Genomic DNA, 16,423 nt, shown 5'->3' with positions numbered 1-16,423 from the left:
ACACAAATTGTATGTGATCTTAATCACTGTTTTCTATCTTTTTTTCCTCAGTAAATTCTTGACCTTTTCATCCGTGATCCTGCCATGTTAAAGCAAATGAATCTCAGTGAAATCTGCAATGCTATTGATCAATGCTTACAAGAATCATCTCTGGAGTTACCAAATCAAAACATTAATGGAATCAATACCGATAGTCGTGAAATTAAACCAGGAGAAGTCTTTTTGGCTTTGAGAGGGGAGAAATTTGATGGACATTTATTTGTAGAAACAGCCATTGAGAAAGGCGCAGTTGCTGTCATTGTTGATCGGGTTGTGACCGTAAATTCTGTTAAGAAAATCCCCCAAATCATTGTTAAAGATACATTAATTGCTTATCAAAAAATTGCTAACGCTTGGCGAAATAAATTTACAATTCCTATCATTGGCATCACGGGATCAGTGGGCAAAACGACTACTAAAGAGTTGATTTCGGCTGTTTTGGGCGTTTATGGAAGAGTTCATAAAACACAGGCAAATTATAATAACGAAATTGGGGTTCCCAAAACCCTCTTAGAATTGACAGCTAACCATGATTATGCCGTCATTGAAATGGCGATGCGGGCCTCTGGAGAAATTGCCTTACTCACTCAAATTGCCCGTCCCACCCTCGGAGTCATTACCAATGTGGGAACGGCCCATATTGGGAGACTGGGATCAGAACAGGCGATCGCTGAGGCAAAATGTGAATTATTAGCTGAAATGGCTGAAGATGAGGTCGTTATCCTTAACCATGATAACGAGCGTTTAATCAAAACGGCAGCAACAAGGTGGCAAGGTAAAACTATCACCTATGGGTTGGAAGGGGGTGAGATTACAGGAGAATTGCTAGATAATCAAAGATTACGGGTGCAAGGCCAAGATTTTCCTTTACCCTTACCAGGCCGTCACAATGCCTTAAATTATTTAGCTGCTTTAGCGGTGGCGAGGCAATTAAACTTAGATTGGACTCCCCTGACTCAAGGGGTTTCTGTCGAACTCCCCAAAGGGCGATCGCAACAATATCAATTACCCCATGATATCTTGCTCTTAGATGAAACCTATAATGCGGGGTTTGAGTCCATGAAAGCCGCCCTACACCTTTTAAAAGATACCCCAGGGCAGCGATATATTGCCGTTTTGGGAACGATGAAGGAATTAGGAGACAAGTCCCCTCAATTGCACCGCCAAGTGGGGGAAACGGCTCAAAATTTAGGAATTGATCGTCTTTATATTTTGGTGGATGATCCAGAAGCTAAAGCCATAGCTGAGGGAGTCACAGATAGAATCGTAGAATGTATCCCGACTCAGGAAGATTTGGTACAACGGTTAATTGAAGTGATTAAACCAGGCGATCGCCTTTTATTTAAAGCCTCAAATTCCGTCGGGTTAAACCGGGTGGTGGAAAAACTACGTCAACAACTGGGTTAATTTAATAGTTGAATTATGATTTCTAATAAAAACAAATGAACTATAGTAAAGAGAAACAAATCGCCATCGCTGCTGTCACCGCAGCGGCCCAACTTTGTCAACGAGTGCAAGGGGAGAAGGGCCCCCAAACCTTGAATAAAGCGGATACCAGTCCGGTGACGGTGGCAGATTTTGGGGCGCAAGCGGTGATCTGTCAAGCTTTAGCAGAGTTTTTTCCCGATGATCCTGTGATTGGGGAAGAAGATGCGGCAATGTTAGGACAACCAGAATTAGTCGGGGTAAGGACTCAGATTATTCAGCAAGTTCAAGAGATTTTGCCCACTGCCTCCCTCCAAAATGTGATTGACTGGATTAATCACGGCAATGGGAGAGTGGCCCCGCGTTATTGGACACTAGATCCGATTGATGGCACAAAAGGGTTTATTCGGGGGGATCAATATGCGATCGCCTTAGCTTTAGTTGAGGAAGGGCAGCTTAAATTAGGGATTTTGGCTTGTCCCGCTTTTCCCCTAGAAAATGGCACAACAGGACTGATATTTTTGGCAATTCGGGGCCAAGGATCTGTAGAAATTCCTCTCAAGGGAGGAACTCCCAAAGCCATCAAAGTTGATAATTCTGCCAATTTTGCCGAATTATGTCGGATTGAAAGTGTAGAGTCTGTGCATAGCGATCGCGCTTTCCAAACGGCGTTAGATCAAAGTTTAGGGTTAAAATCCCCCGCGAAACAGATGGATTCTTTGGCCAAATATGGGGCGATCGCTAGGGGTGATGCTCATCTTTATACAAGAATTCCTTTACCTCAATTTAAAGACAAAAAAGAGAATATTTGGGATCATGGCCCAGGGGTAATTATTGTCGAAGAAGCTGGGGGTATTGTCACCGATTTAGATGGGAAATGTTTGGATTTTTCCGTGGGAGCAAAACTCAGTAATAATCGGGGAATTTTAACTACCAATGGGACAATTCATCAACAGGTATTAGAAGCGATTAAAAAACAGGATTATAAGTAATCAGAGATTTACAAATTTATCTACAATGTATGGTATCTAGATTTGTTCTAAACACCCATAGGCTTAGAACAAAAACCAGCGATCGCAATCGCTGGATACCCAAATTAAAATATTGTTGTTGTTCTTTGGGGAAATCTTGTGGCGCGTTCCCAATCGCTAACCATTTTGACTCCTATAACTGAATTGTAACATCAGACACGAACTTTTGTAAATAAAATTTAAAAATTTTGTTTTAACCTTGATTTTTTAGGTATAATTGTATCTTATGTGGCTTTCCCCAGAGGACTCGTTCTCGCTTATAGATCACCATCCCTGGTTTTGCTCCTTTGGGTTTATAGACGTATTTGGGTTCGGTATAGACGACGGGGACTTGTTCGCTTTGACGGGCCCGACTGTAATAAGCAGCCCAATCTGCGGCACAATGTAAATCAGCTTCATCAGGTTTTGCCCCAGGTTCTAAGCGCAACAATACATGACTTCCGGCACTTTCTTGGGTATGAAACCACAGATCATAGTCCCCTGCTGTCCGAAAAGTCAAGCGATCATTTTGTCGATTATTCCGACCGATCCACACTTCAAAACCTGATGGTGTTTTATGCTGATAGGGTTGGGATTCATCAGTTATATTAGGACTTCGTTGTGCAGAAGTCAAATAGTTTTGTTGAATTAATTCATCTCGTATTTCTTCCAGGGTTTGTAAGTCTTCAGATGATTGATATTTGTCTAATTGATGCAAACTAGCTTCGACTTGTTCTAAGTAATTAATTTCTGATTTCACTTCTTCTAATAAGGGTTCTACTGCTGTTTTTGCTCGCTTTAATTTTTGATGTTGTTTGTATAAGTATTGGGCATTTTGTACCCCATTTTTTTCAGGATTTAGGAAAATTTTTACGGGTTCTCCCGTTTCAAAATCATTGAGAATAATTGATTTCATTCCCGGTTCCCATTGATGCAGATGGGCCATTACTAAATCAGCTTCTTTACGGTATTTATCGGCTTCAGCAGACTGGTTAAGACGTTGTTTAAATGTGTTGGCTTTTAAGTAAAGTTTTTTAAGTAAAGCAATTAGTTTTTGTAAGAGTTGATGGCGAAGTTGTTTAAAGTTTTCTTGATTAAGTTGTCCAGTATAATAATGATTAATAAGGGTTTGTAAGTCTGTTTCTGGTTTAATAATTCCCCATCCCAACACTGTATAACCTGTTTCTGTATAACCAGGTTTAAATTCTTTTCTATCTAATATTTTTAACCAAGTTTGCCATAATACAAATAATTTATCCCAATTTTCTTGAGTTAATATTACTGTTGATTGTTGTAGCTCTAAATTAGCTTCTTGGATCATTAGACGGGCGACAGAAGGGCTTAATCCTCGATAGCTATTTAATAATTGTTTTTGTAATTCTCCAGGGACTAAACTAACCCTTTCTTGCCATCTTTGTTGAGATTCTTCTAACTTAGGTAAGGTTCCTGTTAAGGCGGGAGGTAGTTCATATCTTTGCCCTGTTTGTACGGTTCTAACACTTGATTGATTTTGATTTACTTGATGAGCAACGGTCACAATTTGTTGGTTAGCATCGGTGAGAATTACATTACTATATTTGCCCATAATTTCAATAAAAAGATGCCAAATAATGGGATCACCTGGTCGTTTAGAAAATTGCAGATCTACCACTCTTTCCCAAGGGGAAATCATCTCTAAAGCAATGAGAGCATATCCATTCAGTTGATGACGTAATTGATCGCTAAACGTAAAGGTATCAGGGGTTTTTGGTGGGGGATTACCCATACATAATCTTGCCCCTTGAGGATGCCAAGAAATAGTTAACCAAGCCCGTTTTTTTAGGGTACGAAGTGCTAGAAAAATTGTATGGCGATCGCGTTGATAAACTTGTTCAATACGGGCAGGTATCCAATGGGTTTGGATGTCATAACAAAGGGCAGTTAGGGTCGTAACATCAACAGGCTGCATAATGATTTGGGGAAAAAATATTTATCTAAGTAATTAGCATTAAACTATTAGATAGTATACTAAATAAGTATATTACTTTACACGGCTCAATTAAAAACTTTAGATAAATTTATGTTTTGTCAATCAAGTCAAGAAAATATTCTTACCTCTTTTGAGCTTTTGCGTTATAATCTAGCCACAACCATTAAATTAGTCAAAAATAAGATAATCTTTGATTCATGAAGCCTATCCAAGTCTCTGAAATTGAATATGTTGATGTTATCATTGTTGGTGGTGGTATTGCTGGGGTTGCCATTGCTGAATTCCTTGCTCGTCATAGTAATTTATCGATTAAAGTATTAGAAAAAAATTGTCAATTAGGCACGTTAGCATCAGGTAAATTAGAGGGTTGGTATCATACAGGTGCGTTATATTCAGGACAGGATGATGCTCAAACTTTTATTAATTGTGTGAATGGCGTTGAGGATTTAATTAACCTCTATAGTCCTTATTTTTCTGAGCAATGTAATATAAACTTAACCGAAAAAACAACTGATTTTTTTACCCCTAAAACGATTCCTAATCCTGATGGATGGTTTAATGATAATCCAGTATATTTAATTCATCCTCAAGCAGATGCCCCAGAAATTCGGTCTTCTCGCTTAAAAAGTGATGCTGTACAAATCAATATTCAACGAAATAGAGTGTTAGGAAGATTAGAAGTTGCCTATGGAGATCAACATAATTGGTTAGTCAATGGTAAATGTTTAGCCCCAACTTATGCCCAAGTTGAAAACCATGAAAGCTTAAATTTTTCCTTGGCATCGGCCACAGAAACTCTTCAAAAATTATGTTATCAATTTGATTCATCTTATGGAGTAAAACCTGCTAATTATGATCTCATTAAAACCTTAGATTGTTCCATGAATACAAGCCGTATTTTACGAGATTTAGTATCAAGTGCCTTGAGTCATGGGGTAACATTTGAAACCGGAATAACCATTAATAAATTATTGATGGATAATTATGGTCCTATTCGACTTAAAAGTTTATTATGTCAGACCAAAAATGGAAAAGCAAAACGATTAAAAGCCAAGTTGTTTATCTTTGCTGTTGGGGAAGGGTTTGAACCTTTTTTAAAGGATTTACAAGTAAGGGCAAAATTAAAGCGGAGTCGCAGCGCGATGGTGGTTGCTTATCCGGCTTTAGTTAATACTAATTTTGTCAGAATGTCAACTAAAAATCGCTTTCATTTTAATCACTTTATGCAACAACGGGAGTTAGGAGACGAAACATATATTTACTCTTTATTAGCGGATTCTGGTTATGCTAATGATGATAGTAATGATGGGGTTGATATTGAACCCATTTTAGAGTCAGCAGAGCGTTATTTTGGTAAAGATAAGTTATATAGTCGTCAACTTTATAGTTATGAATGCGTGAAAACTGAATTTATTAGTGAAGAGGAACAAAAAAGACGTTATAGTTATTGGATTGAGTCAAATTCTGACAGTAATTATTTATGTGTTTTACCGGGTAAATTTTCTTTCTTTCCGACGGTAGCCTATCAAGCGTATCAACGAATTAAAACCTTGTTAGATTTTGAAGAAACTCAGCCTAAATCATCTTTTAAATCTGATGTAAATATTGATAATCAAGCTAATAAATTAGTGGCTGAATCTTATCCTATGCAAATTTTTCTAGCTAATTAATTTAAGTTCCTTGGTAGCAAATTTATGGCTTGGCAATTAAAGTATTCTAAACAAGCACAAAAAGACTCTATCAAAATCGCTTCAACTGGACTAATACCAAATCCGGTTATCAAAATAGATTAACGTAGAGACGTTGCAAGCAACGTCTCTACTGGGTTTTGTTGGTTTTAATAACTCTACTTTTTAAAGCGGAATGTGGGATAAGTGAACACATTATGGGAAATCATAATTGACTGTAGGGAAAATTCATGAATTTTCCCTACAGATTAACGTTATTAGCTTTGTTTTTTATTCTTCTTAGCTAACTTGCGTTTAAAGGATGCACCAAAACCGATGGCGGTTCCGGCACCTAAAATGGTTAAAGGTTCTGGTACGGGTTGGCTAGTTGTAAACAGATAAGCCGAACCACTACTACTTCCATTATCATCATCGTAGGAACTACCCACTAAAGCGGTATTGCCAGATAGTGATACAGAACTCCCAAAGAAATCACTACCAGCACCATCGGGGGCGGTTAACTTTTGTAGGAAAGTCCCTGTCGTGACATCAAACAGATAAGCTGAACCACTAAGACTCCCATTATCATCATCGTCGGGACTACCCACTAAAGCGGTATTGCCAGATAGCGATACAGAACTCCCAAAGAAATCAGAAGCAGCACCATCAGGGGCGGTTAACTTTTGTAGTAAAGTCCCTGTAGTGACATCAAACAGATAAGCTGAACCACTAAGAGTCCCATTATCATCATCGCCGGGACTACCCACTAAAGCGGTATTGCCAGATAGTGATACAGAAGACCCAAAGAAATCACTACCAGCACCATCGGGGGCGGTTAACTTTTGTAGTAAAGTCCCTGTCGTGACATCAAACAGATAAGCTGAACCACTAAGACTCCCATTATCATCATCGTAGGGACTACCCACTAAAGCGGTATTGCCAGATAGCGATACAGAAGACCCAAATCGATCATTCGCAGCACCATCAGGGGCGGTTAACTTTTGTAGTAAAGTCCCTGTAGTGACATCAAACAGATAAGCTGAACCACTAAGAGTCCCATTATCATCATCAAAACGACTACCCACTAAAGCGGTATTGCCAGATAGTGATACAGAAATCCCAAAGTAATCACCAGAAGCACCATCGGGGGCGGTTAACTTTTGTAGTAAAGTCCCTGTCGTGGCATCAAACAGATAAGCCGAACCACTACCACTTCCATTATCATCATCGTAGGGACTACCCACTAAAGCGGTATTGCCAGATAATGATACAGAAAGCCCAAAGTAATCCTGAGCAGCACCATCAGGGGCGGTTAACTTTTGTAGTAAAGTCCCTGTAGTGGCATCAAACAGATAAGCCGAACCACTACCACTTCCATTATCATCATCGTAGGGACTACCCACTAAAGCGGTATTGCCAGATAATGATACAGAACTCCCAAACTGATCACTAGAAGCACCATCAGGGGCGAGTAACTTCTTATCAAACTCGAAGGCAAAAGCAGAATGAGTACCCAAGAAACCAACAGATAAACCCAGTACAGAAACAGCGAAGGGCTGAAAATATAAGCTATGCTTTACCCCCCCCGAAAATTGATAAGTTTTGCTAAACTAAACATGAGATTGATCCTCACAGGAAAATTAAGTAACACTACCCTTGTATCAAAAATATTTACGAGAGATGTTAGCTTTCATGTATAACTTCATGTAGGGGTCAACGGCCGTTGACCCCTACAAGTTAATAATTTATAATTCAGGTTCAATACCGGCCGCCCTTAATTGAGCAGCTAAACGTTCAGCTTTCTGCCTTTCAACTTCAGCTTTTTGCCTTTCAACTTCAGCTTGTTGCTTTTCAACTTCAGCTTTCTGCTTTTCAACTTCAGCTTTTTGCCTTTCAACTTCAGCTTTTTGTCGTTCCTGAATCACTAATTCTGACCCCCAGAGTAACAAATCTCCAGTTTCTGTCCACCATCTTAACCAATAGCCTTTACGTTGTTCTTTTCTGCCGTCCCACAGTCCCAGATAAAGCTTTAACTGAGGAATCCAATAACGTCCAGCATCATCAGCAGATTGTATTTCATATTCCCCTAATTTACCTAATTGATAATGTTCAATTAAACCTCGATAGGGTTCAAAAATGATGTAATGAGGAACTTGGAGAATTTTCTCGTAAAAGAACCATTTTCCAGGAGGATGAGTCGGTTTACTGGAATATTCACTCCCATCTGTATCTGAGAGAAATTCCATCACAATGATCGGGGTTTCTCCTTGTAATTGAGGGGTATAGCTACGGGCAATTTCCTCTTTAGGGACACGCAGAAGGGGTATATAAGCCCAGTCAGGGGCTTTTACGACGATTTTGCCATTGACTGTGGCACAGATGCCATAATTAGTGGTTGTGATGGCATTGTCAGGGATTTTGCCCGCATTTTCTAAACTGTCGGTTAAGGCAGCAGCAAGGGCAGGTTGATGAATATTATCCACTGGATCATCGGGTAAGATAAAATCGTCGGGCAGTTTTTCCCATTCAATTTGATAAGTAGGGATAGTCGATGTCATGGGTTGCCAAGGGAATGCGCTTAGTTCTTTAATACTACAAAAAAAAATCTTCTTTTTCAACCGTTGATTAATTGCCTTGAAAAATCTGGGCTGCTGTTAAGGTTAATTCTGGAAAAAATAATGGAATTCACCAATGATTAATTATTAATTATTCATTGATAAAGTCTAATAATTGATGAGCTAATTCTAATTTACTACAAGATTCTATCTTTTTTTGTTTCCCCTTCCCATTAATTAATATGGCTTGATTTGTATCACTGCCAAACCCTGCATTATTCACATCGACTGGGTTAGCAACAATAATATCTAACTGTTTACGCTTTAATTTATCAAGAGCAGGAGTAACAATATCTCCCGTTTGTGCCGCAAACCCAATTAAACATTGATGAGGTTGTTTCTTCTGTCCTAATTGAGCAATAATATCGGGAACAGGCTCTAAATCCAATGATCTTGATAAAGCACTTTTGGGTAATTTTTCCTTTGCATAATGAGCAGGTTTAACATCAGCTACCGCAGCTGACATAATAATAATCTCTGCCTCAGAAAAATGACTGAGCATCGCTGTTTCCATTTCAGCCGCACTGATAACCGGAATTAGTTTATACTGGGGTGAAATAGGCAGTAATTCTGAAGCAATGGGGCCATGTATTAAGGTGACAATTCCCCCGCGATCGCTGACTGCTTGTGCTAAGGCTAATCCCATTTTTCCCGTAGAAGGATTACCAATAAACCGTACTGGATCTAGATGTTCTCTGGTTCCTCCAGCACTGATTAAAATGTGCTTTCCCTGGTAATCTTTTTGACCTTTGGTATAGAATAAAGATTGAAGTTTGGTCACGATTGCCGACGGTTCGGCCATGCGTCCTGAACCCACGCGATCGCAAGCTAATAACCCCGAACCCGGCCCAATAGTATGATATCTTGGCTCTTGTTGTAACTGTTGCCAATTGCGCTGTACGGATGATTGTTCCCACATTTCCGTATTCATGGCAGGAGCAAGCAAAATGGGACAACGAGAGGCTAAAACCGTATTCGTCAGTAGATTATCTGCTAAGCCATAGGTTAATTTAGCCAAGGTATTGGCGGTTAAAGGGGCAATTAAGAACATATCAGCCCATTCTCCTAATTCTATATGTAGAGGACTCGAATGGGTGGCTTGCCAGAAATCTTGATCGGTGTAAGCTTGATGACGACTGAGGGTAGAGACAGTAAGGGGTGTAATAAACTGTTGTGCGGTGTCGGTGAGGATCACCCGAACTGTTGCCCCTGATTTGAAGAGAGAAGAAATAACCTCACAGACTTTATAGGCAGCAATACCGCCACCAATGCCTATGAGGACGTTTTTCTTATGAAGCATGGTCATTATGCTTCGTCGTAAGCTTCGATATCGAGTAAGTAAAGATAGGGTTCAGCCAAATCTTGACGTTGAAAGGCGATCGCTCGTAAAGTGTGCCAATCTTGAAGGGCTTCAAAAGGATTGGTATAATCATCCTGTTCTAAGCGTCCCGCTAGATCAGCGACATCTTTATCCGTCAACACCGAAATGTCTTGCCGAGTTAAACTTAAAGTTGTCATCCCGCACCTCCTCTGAAGCTGCAAATTTTACAGCCATTCTTATTCTACCGTGATTAATTGAGATTCCGAGGGTAATTTCCATTAATCTTATTCTTTACCCCACCAGTTTTTCTCCATTTTCCTGCGATCGCCTTTAATCATAATTTATATTTATGATTTACAGAGAATAATTGATTTATTCCAATCATTCTAATTTCGTTACATAAAGAAATGTATAAGAATCTTTCTCAATAGCTAACGAGTTTAAGCCTTTTGATGCTATTATGGTAACAGTAAAAATCTACAGTACGTCTATCTTTAATTAATTTAACAGGCTTAAACCCAGATTTTGCGTAGTGAAAAGGTTTCAGTTTGGGGTAATTGTTGGGTTAACTCGGTGCAATGGCATTTATTTTGAGCAATTGTACCAAAGTCAATGTGTAGTTTTTCGAAGTAATTTGACAAAATCATCAAGATATGTATTAAGACAGCGTATTAATTTTGTTGAGATAGTTAAATCATGAACTCTAAAGAGTTTAGCGATGAAAAGTGGGAGTTTAATCAAGATGAGGAAGCCTAATTTTCTGCCCAGATAATTTTCCCTAGAGGTCAACAGCCGTTGACCCCTAAATTCTATGGATGATTAAACAGTAGCAGCGACTTGTTTGGCCGCAAAAATGCGTTCGATGACTGCGTCTACGACTTTATCAGGAGTAGACGCACCAGAAGTCACCCCGACAATAATGGGGCCATCAGGAAGCCAATTTTCTTGAATTTCTAGGTCTTTATCCAAGGGTTTATGTTCAAGTTTATTGCCGGGTAAAATACGATTTTCGCTATCAATATGATAAGACGGAATTTCTTTTTCCACAGAAATTTCTTGTAAATGGGTAGTATTAGAAGAATTAAAGCCCCCAATTACCACCATTAAATCTAACTTTTCTTCCACCAAAGTTAACATGGCATCTTGACGTTCTTGAGTCGCATCACAGATCGTATTAAAACTCATAAAATGCTCATTTAAGGTGATTGGCCCGTACTTTTTCAGCATGGTACTTTCAAACAGTTTACCGATTTGTTCGGTTTCACTTTTCAGCATAGTTGTTTGATTGGCAATACCTAAACGTTGCAGATCTCGATCTGGATCAAATCCTTCTGAATAAGCATTTTTAAACTTCTCTAAAAATTCGGTTTTATCACCCCCATTAAGGATATAATCAGCGACATATTGAGCTTCTTTGAGATTTAAAACCACTAAATAAGTCCCGGCAAACGAGCTAGTGGCAACGGTTTCTTCATGACGATATTTGCCATGAATAATCGAAGTGTAATCTTTTTTCTTATGCTTTTCTACGGAATTCCATACTTTAGAAACCCAAGGACAAGTGGTATCAACAATGGTGCAACCCTTATCATTTAATAATTGCATTTCCGTGACGCTTGCGCCAAAGGCCGGTAAAATAACCACATCTCCCGCTTCTACGACTGAGAAATCTTTGTCACCTTCAATCACCTGAATAAACCCCACATTCATCTCCTGTAACCGTTGATTAACCGAAGGATTATGAATAATTTCATTGGTGATCCAAATACGTTCTTTGGGGAAATGTTGACGGGTTTCATAGGCCATAGCGACAGCCCTTTCTACCCCCCAACAAAAACCAAAGGCTTCTGCTAAACGAATGGTCACATCTCCCTGTTGCCATTGATAGTTATTTTGACGGATTTGTTGAATTAGAGAACTTTGATACTCTGTATTCATGACCTCCATCACTTCAGTGGTGTGGCCAAACCCTTTACGGTGATAGTGTTCAGACTGTTGTAGAGAGCGTTTAAAAGCTTTGGTATCCATTATGATTTGACGAGATCAATTATTAATAATTAATTATCAGTTATACCTTATCAATCAGCAAATCATCACAACAAAAAAAGCCTGCGATCGCAGGCTTCAAGTCTTGATGGGTAAAAACTTACATCTTTGCGCCCGTAGACAGATCAGACTCATTGACACTGCTAGAACCCATACCAGCAAAGCCATCAGGTTCTTTGACAAACCCATGATAAGCTTCCATGCCATGTTCACCGATATCCAAGCCAAGAATCTCTTCTTCACGGCTGACACGAATACCTAGGGTTGATTTGAGGACAGTCCACACAGCCACACTAAAGACAAGAGTAAACAGTCCAATGGCAACGATACCAATAATTTGATTAATCAGTTGACCAATGCCACCACCGTAGAAAAGTCCAACCTCTGTATTAAATAAGCCAACGGCAAAGGTTCCCCAAATACCATTAACTAAATGAACGGAGATCGCCCCCACCGGGTCATCAATTTTGAGAACCCCATCAATGAAACCGACAGCATAGACAACCAAGACACCTGCAACAGCACCAATGATTACCGCACCCCAGTAAGATACGCCCTCACAACCAGCCGTAATGCCCACTAACCCCGCTAAGATACCATTGATGACCATAGAAAGGTCAGGTTTTTTATCTTTAGCCCAAGAGACAAACAGGGCGACAATGCCCCCCATGGCCCCCGCTAAGTTGGTGGTAACGGCAATGTAAGGAACATGACTATCCGCCGCCAATTGAGAACCAGGGTTAAAACCAAACCAACCGATCCAAAGAATGAGACAGCCCAAGGTAGCAATACTCATATTATGGCCAGGAATGGCTTGGGGACGACCATCTACATATTTACCCATTCTCGGGCCAAGAACGGCGGCCCCCACTAAAGCGGCCCAACCGCCAACGGAGTGAACCACGCTAGATCCGGCAAAGTCCTTAAACCCTAGGCTTCCTAACCAACCGCCACCCCAAACCCAGTGGCCAGTGATGGGGTAGGCAATGCCCACTAAGATCAGACTAAAGACTAAAAAGTCAACAAACTTAATCCGTTCAGCCACTGCACCGGAAACAATGGTGGCCGCAGTTCCCGCAAAAGCGACTTGGAAGAGGAAAAAGACTGAAATGGGCAGTCCGACGGGAAAGGGCGTGAGGTTGTAAGTAGCAGGATCTTGACTACCCAAAAACCAACCGCCACTGCCAATAATGGCATTAGTTCCCCCAAACATCAAAGAAAAACCAATGGCCCAATAAGCAATGGTGGCCAAAGCAAAAACAATCAGGTTTTTAGTAAGGATATTAACAGCATTTTTCTGGCGACAGAAGCCTGTTTCGAGCATTCCGAAGCCCGCATTCATGAAAATAACGAGAATGGCAGCAATCAACACCCAGATAGCATTTAAGGTTCCCTGGAGTTGTATAATTGCTTCGGGTGTAGCTTCTGTAATTTCTAGGATCTTAATTTCTGCATTCTGAGCCACCACTGCCTTATTCCAAACAATGGTAATAATGGCCGCTAAAGGAATGCAAGCGAGCCAAAAGCCTGAAAAAGAGCGGGCAATCACGCGAAACGGTTGCCAATAGGGTGCGTCCCACAAACCGTGAGGAACGTCTTTTTTTGTTCTTGTTGATATCATTTTTAAGAGGTTAAGTCATTAATTGAAACATCATGAACTTTGGGATTGACTGACTTTTGACCTTAAACATGATTTAAGGAGCCATTTCCCTCAGTCTTAATCTATGAACTCTACAGATAATAACGAAATTTCGTCAAGCTCACCTAAGGATTTTCACTTATAATTGGGATTCTAGAAGTTTCTGTGCAAAAGTTGACAAATTTTAAGATTTTCTTCTGTATCCTTGAATACATCTATGAACTCAGAATCCTTTGATCAAAAGATGATGCAGCGTTGCTTAGAGTTAGCGCGTCAAGCTTTGGGCTGCACCTCTCCTAATCCCCTGGTAGGATCACTAATTGTTAAAGATGGGGAAATTGTGGGAGAAGGATGTCACCCGAAAGCAGGAGAACCCCACGCCGAAATTTTTGCCCTCAGAGATGCGGGGGAAAATGCCGCAGGAGCAACCGTTTACGTCAATTTAGAACCCTGTAACCATCATGGACGAACACCACCCTGTACAGAGGCTTTAATCGCCGCTAAGGTGGCTAAAGTGGTGGTGGGTATGGTTGATCCTAATCCCTTGGTATCAGGGAAAGGTATTGAAAAATTGAGAGAGGCCGGTATTGAGGTAATTGTTGGGGTGGAAGAAGGGGCTTGTCGTCGTTTAAATGAGGCGTTTATCCACCGTATTATTCATCAGCAGCCTTTTGGGATCTTAAAATATGCCATGACTCTTGATGGGAAAATTGCCACTACTACAGGCCATAGTGCTTGGGTAACTGGGGCGGCCTCTCGTCAGATAGTACATCAAATTCGGGCCGCTTGTGATGCGGTAATTGTGGGGGGAAATACAGTAAGACGGGATAATCCTCAATTAACTACTCATCAGGTAACAGGGGTTAACCCGTTGCGGGTGGTGATGAGTCGTAACCTTCATTTACCGACTGAGGCCAACCTCTGGAATATTGATGTTGCACCCACCTTGGTGTTTACAGAATGGGGTAAAAATCCGACCTTACAAGAAACATTACGGCAAAAAGGCGTGGAAGTGATCGAATTATCTCCTTTGTCCCCGTCTCAGGTGATGGATGTCCTTTATGAGCGAGAATTATCCAGTGTTTTGTGGGAATGTGGGGGCATTTTGGCCGCAGAAGCGATCGCGGATGGGGTGATTCAAAAAATTATGGCCTTTATTGCCCCTAAAATTATTGGTGGGGTTTCTGCTGCTTCTCCTGTGGGTAATTTGGGTTTGGAAAAAATGACTGATGCTTTACAGTTAAAAGAGGTCAGTTTTCGTCAAGTTGATGAAGATATTTTGATTGAAGGATATTTAGCAAACCGTTAAACTTTGGAAAATACTCCAAGGTTAACTACAATATAAAATACCTTAAACCTCTTTGATTGATTATTAATGATCACAGCGATCGCCTCACAACTGGAATCCTTGTTAGACTCCTCTTATATTGTTCCTTGGGAAATGGTAGACGTATTTTGGAAAGAGCGGGTAAAAGCTACGATTTATGATGATCATTATCCAAAATACTTAATCACCCCTCCTGATCTTGAAACTCTCTGTAAAATTGTTCAATTAGCCAGTCAAAATCAATGGTCAATGCTTCCCTGTGGTAACGGCAGTAAACTAAATTGGGGTGGTTTAATTTCTCAGGCTAATCTTGTTATTAGCACCCAAAAACTTAACCGAATTATTGATCATGCGGTGAGTGATTTAACTGTTACCGTAGAAGCCGGGACAAAATTAACAGATTTACAGGCTATTTTACAACCCCATCAGCAATTTTTGCCCATCGATCCTGCCTACCCTGAAAATGCTACCATTGGCGGTATTATGGCCACAGGAGACACCGGAAGTTGGCGACAACGTTACGGGGGTATAAGAGATTTAGTGTTAGGAATGTCCTTGGTGCGATGGGATGGCAAAATAGCGAAAGCAGGGGGAAAAGTTGTCAAAAATGTGGCAGGATATGACCTAATGAAGTTATTTACTGGGTCTTATGGCACATTAGGCATCATTACTGAGATTACCTTGAGATTGTACCCAATTCCCGAAGCTTCGGGAACTTTAGTCATGACAGGGACGGAAAATGCTCTGAAAATAGCGGCTCAAACCCTTATTAAATCAGGGTTCCAACCAACTGCTGCGGACATTTTATCTGCTTCTGTGGTCAAAACCTTGGACTTAGGGGAAGGAATGGGGTTAATAGTAAGATTTCAAAGCATTCCTGAAAGTATCAAAGAACAAAGTACACAGGTAAAAGTGATCGCTGAAAAATTAGGACTCAAAACAGCTTTTTATCAAGATGAAATCGAAGTAAATCTATGGCACAAATTACAATCTTTAATCAGAGTTTTTAACACAAATATCACCATAAACTGCAAAATAGGGGTAAAATCAAATCAAGTCGTAAACTTGTTAGCTAAACTTGATGAATTAACCCAAAATAAAGGATGGGGAATGATTAATCTGAGTAGTGGGGTGGGACATATTAAACTGGACTTAGAACCCAATTTAGGGATTTTAAAACAACTGCGATCATTGACTCAACAATACGGAGGATTTCTCACCATTTTAGAAGCAAAGAAAACTATCAAAAAACAATTTGAACCTTGGGGCTATCAAGGCAATGCTTTAGCCATGATGCAAAAAATTAAAACACAATTTGATCCCCATAATTTATTAAGTCCAAGGCGTTTTCTCTAATCAATTCTA

The 16,423-nt window shown here is 40.1% G+C and carries 12 protein-coding genes; 5 read left to right on the top strand and 7 right to left on the bottom strand.

Going from position 1 to position 16,423, the window contains the following annotated elements; genetic code table 11:
- The first annotated feature begins 96 nt into the window (after positions 1-96).
- Both VB715_RS12150 and VB715_RS12145 read left to right on the top strand, forming a co-directional pair.
- The gene (locus VB715_RS12150) at positions 97-1,446 is read left to right on the top strand and encodes a UDP-N-acetylmuramoyl-tripeptide--D-alanyl-D-alanine ligase (RefSeq protein ID WP_323301479.1); all 1,350 of its coding nucleotides are present in this window, start codon (positions 97-99) and stop codon (positions 1,444-1,446) included.
- 35 nt (positions 1,447-1,481) lie between these two features.
- On the top strand, positions 1,482-2,456 hold the full coding sequence (locus VB715_RS12145; RefSeq protein WP_323301478.1) for a 3'(2'),5'-bisphosphate nucleotidase: 975 nt from the start codon (positions 1,482-1,484) through the stop codon (positions 2,454-2,456).
- 232 nt (positions 2,457-2,688) lie between these two features.
- On the opposite strand, the gene VB715_RS12140 is transcribed toward VB715_RS12145, so the two are convergent.
- Positions 2,689-4,422 carry an Rqc2 family fibronectin-binding protein gene (locus VB715_RS12140; protein WP_323301477.1) on the bottom strand — a complete coding sequence of 578 codons (1,734 nt, stop codon included), beginning with the start codon at positions 4,420-4,422 and terminating at the stop codon, positions 2,689-2,691.
- A 218-nt stretch (positions 4,423-4,640) separates the two neighbouring features.
- Here VB715_RS12140 and VB715_RS12135 point away from each other — a divergent pair, with 218 nt between their 5' ends.
- On the top strand, positions 4,641-6,113 hold the full coding sequence (locus tag VB715_RS12135) for an FAD-dependent oxidoreductase (protein WP_323301476.1): 1,473 nt from the start codon (positions 4,641-4,643) through the stop codon (positions 6,111-6,113).
- 275 nt (positions 6,114-6,388) lie between these two features.
- Here VB715_RS12135 and VB715_RS12130 read toward each other — a convergent pair whose 3' ends face one another.
- The 6 genes from VB715_RS12130 to VB715_RS12105 all read right to left on the bottom strand — a co-directional run bounded on the left by VB715_RS12130 (position 6,389) and on the right by VB715_RS12105 (position 13,713).
- Positions 6,389-7,627 carry a PEP-CTERM sorting domain-containing protein gene (locus VB715_RS12130; RefSeq protein WP_323301475.1) on the bottom strand — a complete coding sequence of 413 codons (1,239 nt, stop codon included), beginning with the start codon at positions 7,625-7,627 and terminating at the stop codon, positions 6,389-6,391.
- Positions 7,628-7,855: 228 nt separating this feature from the next.
- Positions 7,856-8,668, bottom strand: coding sequence for a Uma2 family endonuclease (locus VB715_RS12125; protein ID WP_323301474.1), 813 nt, complete (start codon positions 8,666-8,668; stop codon positions 7,856-7,858).
- Positions 8,669-8,816: 148 nt separating this feature from the next.
- Entirely contained in the window at positions 8,817-10,025 is a 1,209-nt protein-coding gene (gene coaBC, locus VB715_RS12120) for a bifunctional phosphopantothenoylcysteine decarboxylase/phosphopantothenate--cysteine ligase CoaBC (RefSeq protein ID WP_323301473.1), read from the bottom strand.
- Positions 10,026-10,030: 5 nt separating this feature from the next.
- Entirely contained in the window at positions 10,031-10,243 is a 213-nt protein-coding gene (locus VB715_RS12115; protein WP_323301472.1) for a DUF2555 domain-containing protein, read from the bottom strand.
- Positions 10,244-10,865: 622 nt separating this feature from the next.
- Entirely contained in the window at positions 10,866-12,074 is a 1,209-nt protein-coding gene (locus VB715_RS12110) for a 4-hydroxy-3-methylbut-2-enyl diphosphate reductase (protein ID WP_323301471.1), read from the bottom strand.
- A 118-nt stretch (positions 12,075-12,192) separates the two neighbouring features.
- On the bottom strand, positions 12,193-13,713 hold the full coding sequence (locus VB715_RS12105; RefSeq protein WP_323301470.1) for an ammonium transporter: 1,521 nt from the start codon (positions 13,711-13,713) through the stop codon (positions 12,193-12,195).
- Between the two features lie 235 nt (positions 13,714-13,948).
- Between VB715_RS12105 and ribD the strand changes: the two genes are divergently transcribed.
- Positions 13,949-15,040, top strand: a complete 1,092-nt coding sequence (gene ribD, locus VB715_RS12100) for a bifunctional diaminohydroxyphosphoribosylaminopyrimidine deaminase/5-amino-6-(5-phosphoribosylamino)uracil reductase RibD (RefSeq protein WP_323301469.1) — start codon at positions 13,949-13,951, stop codon at positions 15,038-15,040.
- 66 nt (positions 15,041-15,106) lie between these two features.
- Positions 15,107-16,414: an FAD-binding oxidoreductase gene (locus tag VB715_RS12095; RefSeq protein WP_323301468.1), complete on the top strand. Its 1,308-nt coding sequence runs from the start codon at positions 15,107-15,109 to the stop codon at positions 16,412-16,414.
- Positions 16,415-16,423 lie beyond the last annotated feature (9 nt).

The sequence above is a fragment of the Crocosphaera sp. UHCC 0190 genome, from assembly GCF_034932065.1.
Taxonomy (GTDB): domain Bacteria; phylum Cyanobacteriota; class Cyanobacteriia; order Cyanobacteriales; family Microcystaceae; genus UHCC-0190.
This window is presented reverse-complemented; position numbering and strand designations above follow the sequence as displayed.

Excerpts from the sequence above, each read along its gene's own strand:
- VB715_RS12105 (WP_323301470.1), bottom strand. The coding sequence starts at position 13,713 with ATGATATCAACAAGAACAAAAAAAGACGTTCCTCACGGTTTGTGGGAC.
- VB715_RS12145 (WP_323301478.1), top strand. The coding sequence starts at position 1,482 with ATGAACTATAGTAAAGAGAAACAAATCGCCATCGCTGCTGTCACCGCA.
- VB715_RS12125 (WP_323301474.1), bottom strand. The coding sequence starts at position 8,668 with ATGACATCGACTATCCCTACTTATCAAATTGAATGGGAAAAACTGCCC.
- coaBC (WP_323301473.1), bottom strand. The coding sequence starts at position 10,025 with ATGCTTCATAAGAAAAACGTCCTCATAGGCATTGGTGGCGGTATTGCT.
- VB715_RS12110 (WP_323301471.1), bottom strand. The coding sequence starts at position 12,074 with ATGGATACCAAAGCTTTTAAACGCTCTCTACAACAGTCTGAACACTAT.
- VB715_RS12095 (WP_323301468.1), top strand. The coding sequence starts at position 15,107 with ATGATCACAGCGATCGCCTCACAACTGGAATCCTTGTTAGACTCCTCT.
- VB715_RS12140 (WP_323301477.1), bottom strand. The coding sequence starts at position 4,422 with ATGCAGCCTGTTGATGTTACGACCCTAACTGCCCTTTGTTATGACATC.
- VB715_RS12135 (WP_323301476.1), top strand. The coding sequence starts at position 4,641 with ATGAAGCCTATCCAAGTCTCTGAAATTGAATATGTTGATGTTATCATT.
- VB715_RS12115 (WP_323301472.1), bottom strand. The coding sequence starts at position 10,243 with ATGACAACTTTAAGTTTAACTCGGCAAGACATTTCGGTGTTGACGGAT.
- VB715_RS12150 (WP_323301479.1), top strand. The coding sequence starts at position 97 with ATGAATCTCAGTGAAATCTGCAATGCTATTGATCAATGCTTACAAGAA.
- ribD (WP_323301469.1), top strand. The coding sequence starts at position 13,949 with ATGAACTCAGAATCCTTTGATCAAAAGATGATGCAGCGTTGCTTAGAG.